This is a genomic window from Thioclava indica (assembly GCF_000714545.1).
In the GTDB taxonomy this organism is placed as follows: domain Bacteria; phylum Pseudomonadota; class Alphaproteobacteria; order Rhodobacterales; family Rhodobacteraceae; genus Thioclava; species Thioclava indica.
On the sequence record NZ_AUNB01000058.1, the window covers coordinates 1 to 10550 of the forward strand.

9 protein-coding genes are annotated in these 10550 nt (G+C 61.9%); all 9 read left to right on the forward strand.

What is annotated here, in order from left to right:
* Positions 1-54 precede the first annotated feature (54 nt).
* The gene (gene fabI, locus DT23_RS14865) at positions 55-822 is read left to right on the forward strand and encodes an enoyl-ACP reductase FabI (RefSeq protein ID WP_156023977.1); all 768 of its coding nucleotides are present in this window, start codon (positions 55-57) and stop codon (positions 820-822) included.
* A gap of 39 nt (positions 823-861) precedes the next feature.
* On the forward strand, positions 862-2235 hold the full coding sequence (locus DT23_RS14870) for a bifunctional enoyl-CoA hydratase/phosphate acetyltransferase (RefSeq protein ID WP_038132479.1): 1374 nt from the start codon (positions 862-864) through the stop codon (positions 2233-2235).
* Positions 2232-3434: an acetate/propionate family kinase gene (locus DT23_RS14875; protein WP_038132480.1), complete on the forward strand. Its 1203-nt coding sequence runs from the start codon at positions 2232-2234 to the stop codon at positions 3432-3434. The genes DT23_RS14870 and DT23_RS14875 overlap by 4 nt, the downstream gene beginning before the upstream one ends.
* A 20-nt stretch (positions 3435-3454) precedes the next feature.
* Positions 3455-4642: a thiolase family protein gene (locus tag DT23_RS14880; protein ID WP_038132482.1), complete on the forward strand. Its 1188-nt coding sequence runs from the start codon at positions 3455-3457 to the stop codon at positions 4640-4642.
* A gap of 12 nt (positions 4643-4654) precedes the next feature.
* The gene (locus tag DT23_RS14885; protein WP_038132484.1) at positions 4655-5434 is read left to right on the forward strand and encodes a glucose 1-dehydrogenase; all 780 of its coding nucleotides are present in this window, start codon (positions 4655-4657) and stop codon (positions 5432-5434) included.
* A gap of 64 nt (positions 5435-5498) precedes the next feature.
* Positions 5499-6626: an alpha/beta fold hydrolase gene (locus DT23_RS14890; protein ID WP_038132487.1), complete on the forward strand. Its 1128-nt coding sequence runs from the start codon at positions 5499-5501 to the stop codon at positions 6624-6626.
* The gene (locus tag DT23_RS14895) at positions 6623-9094 is read left to right on the forward strand and encodes a plasma-membrane proton-efflux P-type ATPase (protein WP_038132485.1); all 2472 of its coding nucleotides are present in this window, start codon (positions 6623-6625) and stop codon (positions 9092-9094) included. Before DT23_RS14890 ends, DT23_RS14895 begins: the two co-directional genes overlap by 4 nt.
* A gap of 448 nt (positions 9095-9542) precedes the next feature.
* A complete protein-coding gene (locus DT23_RS14900; protein WP_038132486.1) occupies positions 9543-9968 on the forward strand; it encodes a hypothetical protein in 426 nt (141 codons plus the stop codon).
* The gene (locus tag DT23_RS14905; RefSeq protein ID WP_038132491.1) at positions 9965-10531 is read left to right on the forward strand and encodes a relaxase/mobilization nuclease domain-containing protein; all 567 of its coding nucleotides are present in this window, start codon (positions 9965-9967) and stop codon (positions 10529-10531) included. The genes DT23_RS14900 and DT23_RS14905 overlap by 4 nt, the downstream gene beginning before the upstream one ends.
* Positions 10532-10550 lie beyond the last annotated feature (19 nt).

A 10550-nucleotide genomic window follows, 5' to 3' on the forward strand; every position in this document is an offset into this window, starting at 1 on the left:
GGCACCGGGCGAGTACGTGTTGCAACGCTAACAGGAGTAACGCCGATGACAGGGATGCACCTTTCGCTAAGCGGGAAGAAGGGGCTGGTCATCGGTGTCGCCAACGAGACGAGCATCGCCTACGGCTGCGCGCGCGCCTTTCACGACGCGGGGGCGGAGTTGGCGCTGACCTATCTCAACGCCAAGGCCGAGCCCTTTGTTCGCCCGCTGGCCGAGGCCCTGTCTTGCCCGATCATTCTGCCCTGCGATGTCGAAACGCCCGGCGCGCTGGATGCGGTGTTTGATCAGATCGAACGCGACTGGGGACGGCTTGATTTCGCGCTGCATTCGATTGCCTTCGCGCCCGCTGCCGATCTGCATGGCCGGGTGACGGATTGCTCTCCCGAGGGGTTTGCGCGCGCGATGGATGTTTCGGTGCATTCCTTCATCCGCATGGCGCGGCTGGCCGAGCCGCTGATGGACAAGGGCGGCACGCTTTTGTCAATGAGCTATTACGGCGCCGAGAAAGTCGTCGATCATTACAACCTTATGGGTCCGGTCAAGGCTGCGCTCGAGGCCACGACCCGCTCCCTGTCCGTCGAACTCAGCGGCAGTGGGATTCGCGTCAACAGCCTGTCGCCTGGGCCAATCCAGACCCGTGCGGCCTCGGGGATCGCACATTTCGATGCGCTGATGGAAAAGACCGTTGCCAAGGCCCCATCCCATAGCCTGACGAGCATTGATGATGTCGGCGCGATGGCGGCGTTTCTGGTCAGTGACGGTGCGCGCAGCGTCACCGGCGACATTCTTTATATCGACGGGGGCTATCACGTCATCGACTGATCTGACGCGCCGATGAGACAGCGAAACAGGAGAAAGCACATGCTTCAGACCGAGACCGACCTTATCGCCAATCGCACCATCGAGCAGATCAAGCCCGGCGACAGCGCCCGGCTCAGCCGTAAGCTGACCTTGCGCGATCTTGAACTGATTTCGGCCCTTGGCGGGGGTGGTGGGCCAGTTGCGTGCGAAACCGGGCCGATTGCCTGGGCCGGTTCAAGTCTGGCGGCGCTGATCGGCACGCGTCTGCCCGGTGCGGGCAGCCGGATCGACGCGGTGGATCTGCGCTTTCATGCGGGGCTTGCGGTGGGGGATACGCTGGATCTCGAGGTGCGCGTGCGCAGCGCCGATGTCGCCACGCGCGCTGTCGTGTTTGACTGCACCGGCACCGGGCATGAGGGCAAAAGGCTGGTCGAGGGCAGCTTGCACGTCGTCGCCCCGGCGAAGCAGATCACCCGCACGCCCTCTGACAGTTCCAGCCTTATCATCGGCGAGCGTGGCGCGAAATTTCGCGAACTGATCGCGCAGGCGGAAACGCTGGAGCCGATCCTGACGGCCATCGTTCACCCGGTCGAACCCAACGCCGTTTCTGGCGCTGTCGAGGCCGCGCAGGCGGGGTTGATCTCGCCCGTTTTCGTCGGCCCCGAGGCGCGTATTCGGGCCGCTGCAAAAGAAGCGGGCGTTGATCTGTCCAACTGGCCCATCGAGGATACCGAACATTCTGACGCCGCCGCCGAAACGGCCGCGCGCATGGCCCATGAGGGGCGTGTTCACGCGCTGATGAAGGGTAGTCTGCATAGCGACGAATTCCTCCACCCGATCTTGCAGCCCGAGTTCAACCTGCGCACCAAGCGCCGCCTCAGCCATGTCTTTTTGATGGATGTGCCGGGCACGGACCGTCTGCTGTTCATCACCGATGGCGCCATCAACATTGCCCCCGATCTCGCCGCCAAGACCGAGATCGTGCAGAACGCCGTTGAGATGGCCCGTGCGCTCGGCGTTGAAACCCCGCGCGTCGCCATTCTGTCGGCGGTGGAGGTGATCAATCCGCGCATCCCCTCGACGCTGGATGCCGCCGCCCTGTGCAAGATGGCCGAGCGCGGGCAGATTACCGGGGCGGTGCTGGATGGGCCTTTGGCGTTTGACAATGCGGTCTCGACGCTGGCCGCCGAAATCAAACATATTCATTCCGACGTCGCCGGACGGGCCGATATCTTGCTCGCGCCCGATCTGGATGCGGGCAATATGATCGCCAAGCAATTGGAATATCTCGCGTCCAGTGAGGCGGCGGGCGTGGTGTTGGGCGCGCGGGTTCCCATCGTTCTTACCAGCCGCGCGGATTCCGCGCAAAGCCGGTTGGCGTCCTGTGCGGTGGCGGCGTTGATCCACGCGCATCAGTCGGGGGGTGTGGCATGAGCGACGTCATTCTCACCCTCAACGCAGGCTCTACCAGCCTCAAGTTTTCGCTGTTCTCGGTCGGGTCGGACGGGGTCGATCCAACGCCCCTTGCCGATGGTGACGCCGATGGGCTGGGCGACCGCCCGCATCTTAAGATCACGGCGGCCAGCGGTGGCATTGACACCGCGCTGGACGCAGGCGGTTACGAGGCGGTGCTGGCGCGCGTGCTGGACTGGATCGAGACCCATGACAGCGGCATGACCCTGATCGGCGCGGGCCATCGCATCGTGCATGGTGGCCCCGAATTTGCCGCACCCGTCCGCCTGAGCAAGGCGATCACCCGCAAACTGGCTGCGCTAAACCCGCTGGCGCCGCTGCATCAGCCCCATAACCTTGTGCCGGTGCGCGTGCTGGGCGCAAGCCACCCGCATTTGCCCCAAGTCGCCTGTTTCGATACCGGCTTTCACGCAAGCAATGCGCCGCTGACGACGCGCTATGCGATCCCGCGCGAGATGCATGACGCGGGGATCAGGCGCTATGGCTTTCACGGGCTGTCTTACGAATATATCGCCTCGACCCTGCCGGGCTATCTTGGGGGCAAGGCGGATGGCCGCGTGGTGGTGGCGCATCTGGGCGGCGGCGCGAGCATGTGCGCGATCCATAAGGGACGCTCGGTCGCCTCAAGCATGGGGTTCTCGGCGATTGACGGGCTGGTGATGGCCACCCGCTCGGGGGCGATCGACCCCGGTGTGCTGCTGTATCTCATGAGCGAGCGGGACATGAATGAGGCCGCGCTGAGCGATCTGCTTTATCGCCGCTCGGGGCTTTTGGGCGTCTCGGGGGTCAGCGGCGATATGCGCGCGCTTCTCGCGAGCCCCACCTCCGAGGCGCGCGAGGCGGTCGATCTGTTCATCTACCGGATCGGGCGGGAACTCGGATCGCTTGTCGCGGCACTGGGCGGGCTGGATGCGCTGATCTTCACCGGCGGTATTGGTGAGCACGCAGCCCCGGTGCGCGCAGGTGTCTGTGAGGGTGCAAACTGGCTGGGTATCGGGCTGGATGAGGCTGCCAATCGAAGTGACGGGCCACGCATCAGCGATGCGGATAGCGCGGTTCCCGTGTTTGTCATTCCCACCAACGAAGACCTGATGATCGCGCGCCATACGTTGCATGTGCTGCGCGTGCAGGCGGAGGGACACACCGAGCCAAAGATTTAACTCAGTCAAGGAGATTAACTATGTCAAAACCCGAAGTCATTCTCGCAAGTGCCACGCGCACCGCCATTGGCACCTATGATGGCACGCTCAAGGGCACACCGGCGACGGAACTTGGCGCGGTTGCGATCCGTGCCGCGCTGGAGCGATCCGGTCTAAGCGGAGCCGATATCGGCACCGTCGCGATGGGCAACGTCATTCAGGCTGGCAACAAGATGAACCCGGCGCGTCAGGCGGCAATCGGGGGCGGGCTGCCCGTTGAGGTGCCCGCGATGACGGTCAACCGGGTGTGTGGCTCGGGGGCGCAGGGCGTTGCCAGTGCGGCGCAGGAAATCTGGCTTGGTAATCTGTCGAGCGCGATCGGCGGCGGCATGGAGAACATGGACCGCGCGCCCTACCTGATGGCGGGCGGTCGCTGGGGTTACCGGATGGGCAATGCCGAGATTTACGACTCGATGCTGCTTGATGGGTTGAACGATGCGTTCTCGGACAAACATTCGGGTTGGCATACCGAGGATCTGGTGACGAAGTTTAACCTGAGCCGCGAGGATCAGGACCGCTTTGCGCTGCGCTCGCAGGAACGGTTCGCCGCAGCGCAGGCGGCGGGCAAGTTCGACGCCGAGATCGCACCGGTCGAGATCAAATCGCGCAAAGGCTCGGTGATGTTTGCCAAGGACGAACACAACCGTCCCGAGACGACGCTGGAAAGCCTCGCCAAGCTTCGCCCCGCGTTTCGCAAGGACGGCACGATCACCGCTGGCAACGCGCCGGGGCTCAATTCCGCCGGGGCGGCGATGATCGTCGCTGAACGTGGCTGGGCCGAGGGCAGGGACGTCACCCCGATGGCGCGGCTGGTATCTTACGGTATCGGCGCGGTCGAGCCGGGGTTTTTCGGCCTTGGCCCGGTGCCCGCCGTGCGTCAGGCGCTGGATCGGGCGGGCTGGTCTATCGGCGATGTCGAGCGGTTTGAAATCAACGAGGCGTTTGCCGCCATTGTGTTGGCGGTGATGACGGAACTCTCGATCCCCGAAGATATCGTCAATGTCGAGGGCGGCTCGATTGCGCATGGCCACCCGATCGGGGCGACCGGCGCGGTGCTGACCACGCGGCTGCTCCATTCGATGGCGCGCGACGGCATCCGGCGCGGCGTGGTGACGCTGTGTATTGGCGGCGGTCAGGGGATCGCGCTGGTGCTTGAGGCTTTGAAATAAGGAGATGCAAAGATGGACCGTGTAAAAGATAAGGTTGCGCTGGTGACCGGCGCGCGCCGCGGGCTTGGGGCTGCGATTGCCTCCATGCTGGCGCGTGAGGGTGCCAAGGTCGTGCTGAGTGACCGCAAGGCGGATGGCTCGCAAGAGGTGCTGGAGGCGATTGCCAAAGAGGGCGGCGAGGCCAGTTTCATCACGCTTGACGTCACCAGTCCTGAAAGCTGGGATGCGGCAATCGCCGAGATCACACAACGCAATGGCGGGCTCGACATTCTGGTGAACAACGCCGGTGTGGGGGCTGGCAAAAACATCGAGGAGGTGACGCTGGATGACTGGCGTTGGGTGATGGGCATCAATCTTGAAGGGACGATGCTGGGCACGCAACGCGCGATTGCCGCGATGAAAACGCGCGGCGGTGGCTCGATCGTCAATATCTCGTCGATTGAGGGGCTGGTGGGGGACAGTCGCATGGTGGCTTATGATGCCAGCAAGGCCGGGATCGTGTTGCTCAGCCGTTCGGCGGCGCTGCATTGCGCGGCCAATCACTACAATATCCGCGTAAATACCGTGCATCCGGGGTTCATCGACACCAAGATGGTGCGCGGTTTCCTTGCCAATATCGCCGAGGATGGCGACGCTAAGGCGGCGCGAGAGGCGCTCGAAGCCCGCCATCCGTTGGGCCACCTCGGCACGCCCGACGACGTGGCCTATGCCGTGCTTTACCTTGCCTCAGACGAGTCGAAATTCGCCACCGGAAGCGAGATGGTGGTCGATGGCGGTTATACCGCTCAATAAGGACACCCGCGCAGCGATCGGGGAGGAGGCGCGTGTGTAAAGGTATCATATGAAAGGAAATATTATGTCCGAGTCAAAAGCAATCACCCCGAAATTCGACCATTCCGTACCAGCGTTCTGGCCGCTCGCGATGACGATGGAGATGGAGGAGGGCGGCCTCGATCTGTTTCGCAAGAACATGAAGGCCGTCGCAGAGATCGCTGAAATCAGTGATCCACCGCCTTCGGTCTGGGCCACGCAAAACCGCATTCTTCAGGACATGGACACGATGCGGCTGCGCGATTTCACTCGCGAGGGGGCGGCGCAGGGCGGCGTGCCGGTTCTGATTGATCCGCCCTTTGCCGGGCACAGCTCGACCATCGCGGATTACCAGAAAGGGCAAAGCCTGATCGAGACGCTGCTGGATGCGGGGGTGCCGCGTGTTCTGGCGATGGATTGGAAGGCCGCGACACCCGAAATGCGCGATTTCGACATCGACAAGTATCTCGCCGAGATCAACGTGGTGGTCGATGATCTGGGCGGGCGCGTGGCCTTGGTGGGCCTATGCCAAGGGGGGTGGATGTCGGCGATGTATGCCGCGCGCTTCCCCGAAAAGGTGGCCGCGCTTGTGCTGGCGGGATCACCCATCGACACCAATGCCGGCCACGGCCCGATCCGTAAAATGGCCCATGAAATGCCGCTCGATCTGTATCGCGAGATGGTCGAAAGCGGCGGCGGGCGGATGCTGGGCAAATATATGCTGGCGGGCTGGAAAAACATGCACCCGGGCAAGCAATACTTAGGCAAGTTCATTGACCTCTACGCCCATGCAACCGATGAGAAATACCTCAAACGCACCAAGACGTTCGAGCGTTGGTATGAGAACCCGATCGACCTGCCGGGGACCTATTACCTTCAGGCGATCAAATTGCTGTTCAAGGACAACCTGTTTGCCAAAGGCAAGTTCGTCGGGCTGGGGCGAAGGCTTGATCTCAAGACGATCACCTGTCCGCTGTATATGCTGGCGGGCAAAAGCGATGACATCACCACATGGGAGCAGGTCTACGCCGCTGAACACCTCGTTGGCACCGACCCCGCGAAGATGGTCAAGCAGACCGTGCCGGGCGGGCATATCGGATTGTTCATGGGCTCTAACACGCTGAAAGACACCTGGCCGGGGATCGCCAAGTGGATCATGGAGGCGGTGTCATGACGGCCGGGGCAAACGCCGCCGCTCCGGTCGAGGAAACTGATCTGACGGCGGGGCTAAGCGCGGCCGAGGCCAGCAAGCGGCTTGAAACATTCGGCCCCAACGCGCTCGAAGAACACCATGTCAGCCCGTTGAAAAAGCTGGCTGGCTATTTCTGGGGGCCGATCCCGTGGATGATCGAGGCGGCGGCGGTGCTTTCGGCGCTGGACGCGCATTGGGCGGATCTGGCGATCATTCTGGTGTTGTTGCTGTTCAATGCAGGCGTCGGTTTTTGGCAGGAACGCAAGGCGGATGATGCGTTGTCGGCGCTGAAAAACCAACTGGCGCTGAAGGCGCGCGCCCTGCGCGACGGCAAATGGGCAGAGATCGACGCCGCCGATTTGGTGCCCGGCGATGTGATCCGCATTCGCCTTGGCGACGTGATCCCCGCCGATGTGCGATTGCGAGAGGGGGAGTATCTTTCGATTGATCAGGCCGCGCTGACGGGGGAATCCCTGCCGGTAGCGAAAAAACCCGGTGAAGACGCTTACTCCGGCTCGATTGCCAAGCAGGGCGAGATGGTGGCGCAGGTCACGGCGACCGGCGCCAACACCTTCTTCGGGCGCACCGCCAAGCTGGTGGAAGGTGCGGGCGCGGTGTCGCATTTCCAGAAAGCGGTGATGCGGATCGGCGATTTTCTGATCCTCGTGGCGCTGGTCCTATCGGCGGTGCTGATTCTGGTGGAGCTGTTTCGCGGAGAACGCCCCGCGACGCTGTTGCAATTCGTGCTGATCCTTGTCGTGGCCTCGATCCCGGTAGCGATGCCCGCCGTGTTGTCGGTGACGATGGCGCTGGGCGCACTTGCGCTGTCAAAGAAAAAGGCCATTGTGTCGCGCCTGCAATCCATCGAGGAAATGGCTGGCATCGACATCCTGTGTTCGGACAAGACCGGGACGCTGACCCAGAACAAGCTGACGCTGGGCGAGCCTGAACTGTTCGCGGCCCCCGATGCGCCCGCGCTGATCCTTGCGGGTGCGCTGGCCTCCAAGGCCGAGGACAAGGACGCCATCGATCTTGCCGTGATCGGCGGGCTGAAAGAGGGTGCGCTTGCGGGCTTTACGCAGACCTCCTTTACCCCCTTCGATCCGGTGGGCAAACGCACTGTTGCCGACGTGACCGGCCCGCAGGGCAGCTTTCGCGTGAGCAAGGGCGCGCCGCAGGTGATCCTTGATCTCTGCGCGCCCGATGACGCCACCGCCACGCGCGCCAAGGGGATCGTGGATAGCCTCGCCACCAATGGGTTTCGCACGCTCGGCGTCGCGCGCTCCGAGGATGGCGGGCAAAGCTGGGTCTTCCTTGGCATCCTGCCGCTATTTGACCCGCCGCGCGAAGATTCCGCGCAAACCATCGCCGAGGCGCGCGCCCATGGCATCGAGGTCAAGATGGTGACCGGAGACGATACCGCCATCGGGCGCGAGATTTCGGGCAAGCTGGGGCTGGGCACGAATATCCGCCCTGCCACCGATCTGTTCGGGAGCGATGGCGATCAGGTGCCTGCGGATGCCGCCCAACAAGTCGAGGCCGCAGACGGGTTCGCCCGTGTCTTTCCCGAGCACAAATACCGCATTGTTAAGGCGTTGCAGGATCGCGGCCACCTTGTCGGCATGACGGGGGACGGGGTGAACGACAGCCCCGCGATCAAGCAGGCCGATGTGGGGATTGCCGTGTCGGGTGCCACCGATGCGGCGCGCGCCGCGGCCGACCTGATCCTGACCACGCCGGGGCTTTCCACCATTATCTCGGCAGTGGAAGAGGCGCGGCGGATCTTTGAACGCATGACCTCGTATACGATCTACCGCATCGCGATGACTATCGACATTATGCTGTTCGTGGTGCTTGCGATGCTGATTTTCGGGGTCTATCCGCTGACGGCTGTGATGATCATCCTGCTTGCCTTGCTGGATGACATTCCGATCATGACCATCGCTTATGACAACACCTGGCTGAGCAAAAAACCGGTGCGCTGGAACATGCCTTGGGTGCTGGGGGTCTCATCCTTGCTGGGATTTTTGTCGGTGGTCCAGACCTTTGGCCTGATGTATCTGGGCAAGATCCCGTTCGCGATGGACACGCCGCATCTGCAAACGATGATATTCCTGCAACTCGTGGTTGGTGGCCATCTGATGCTGTTTGTCACCCGCAATCGCAAAAGCTTCTGGCACAAACCTTATCCGGCTTGGCCGCTGGTCTCGGCGATCTTGGCGACGCAGGTGCTGGCGGTGTTGATGACAGGCTTTGGCTGGCTGATGCCCGCGCTGCCATGGCATATCATCGCTTGGATCTGGGTCTATAACCTCGCGTGGATGGTCGTGCTGGATTTTGCCAAGCTCGGCGCCGACAGCCTGATGGCGTACCGCCCGCGTTTCAAGCAGGTGCTGCTGGATAAGACCAACCGGCCGCTCTTCTCGCATGGCTCGCATCGGCATAGCTAGAATGCCGCGCCCCCTCTCAAACCCGCGACATTGCACGCAATAGCGGTGTCGCGGTTGGGCGCGGTAGGACGCCCGTCCGGTTGATGCCGAGCGCCTTTGAGGCGCTGCTCATACTGCGGCGGCGGTTCTACATCGTGGCGGAGCTGACTTACGAATTCTGCAGGCATTGAAGTATCCGTGCCAAACCAAACTGCTGATGATAAATAGCTAGGGTCTGGACCCGTTGATCTCAGGCCCGCTGCGTGATTCACGACGTCGAAAACGGAGCGGTGGCGTGTCTCATCGTTTCTGGTCGAGCGATGCGCCGTTATTTCAATGGGATAAATGGTGCAGCTAGAGGGAGAAACTTGGAACTCTCTCTTCGATACGCTGCACGAGTGGGAAACCCAACTCCGCGCCTGTGAATCCCTTAACACCGTAACTCAGGACAATGATCCGAGGTGCGGTGATGAGCACTTTAGATCATAAATTCAATGCGGTAGCAGCCGCAAAACCCAATAAGAAGCCGCGCGAGGCTCCGTTCTCGTTGCGCCTGTCTTTTGAAGAGAAGGCTTTTTTGCGCGCCGCAGCAAACGGTGTGCCGCTCGGTGCGTACATCAAGGCTAAACTCTTCGACGAGCCCTTGGAGAAGGTGCGTCGCCGCAATACCAACCCTGTCAAAGACCATAAAGCCCTTGGCCGTCTGCTTGGCTCCCTGGGGCAATCGCGCCTTTCACAGAACCTCAACCAGCTTGCCCGTGCGTCTCATACGGGTGCGCTTCCCGTTTCGCCCGAAGTTGAAGACGAACTTCGTCAAGCCTGCGCCGATGTCAAAGCGATGCGGGAAGAGTTGATGCGTGCGCTTGGCAGCCTTTCGGAAGGAGGCCAGCCATGATCCTGAAAGGTTCACAGCGCGGCAATGCCGCCAAGCTCGCCGCGCATCTGATGAACGGGCGCGACAACGAGCATGTAGAATTGCATGATCTGCGCGGGTTCATGAGCGAAGAGGATTTGCATGGAGCGCTCAAGGAGTCCGAGGCCATTGCCAAAGGTACGCGCTGCCAGCAGCATCTATTCTCGCTCAGCTTGAATCCACCTCAAGATGCCAATGTCGATACAGCTACCTTCGAAGCCGCTGTCGAGATGGCAGAGCAAAAGCTCGGCCTTAGTGGCCAGCCGCGCGCGGTCGTCTTCCATGAAAAGGAAGGCAGGCGGCATGCCCATGCTGTCTGGTCGCGGATAGACACCGATACAATGACAGCCAGGCAGCTTCCCTTCACCAAGAGGCGGCTCATGGATTTATCGCAAGAGCTCTACCTCCAGCATGGTTGGGATATGCCAAAAGGCATGATCGACCGCGCGGCGAAGAATCCGCTCACCTTCACCCGCGACGAATGGCAACAAGCCCAGAGAACCAAGCAAGACCCGAAGATCGTGAAGGCACTCTTCAAGGAGTGAACCGCCCCGAGTTTACCGG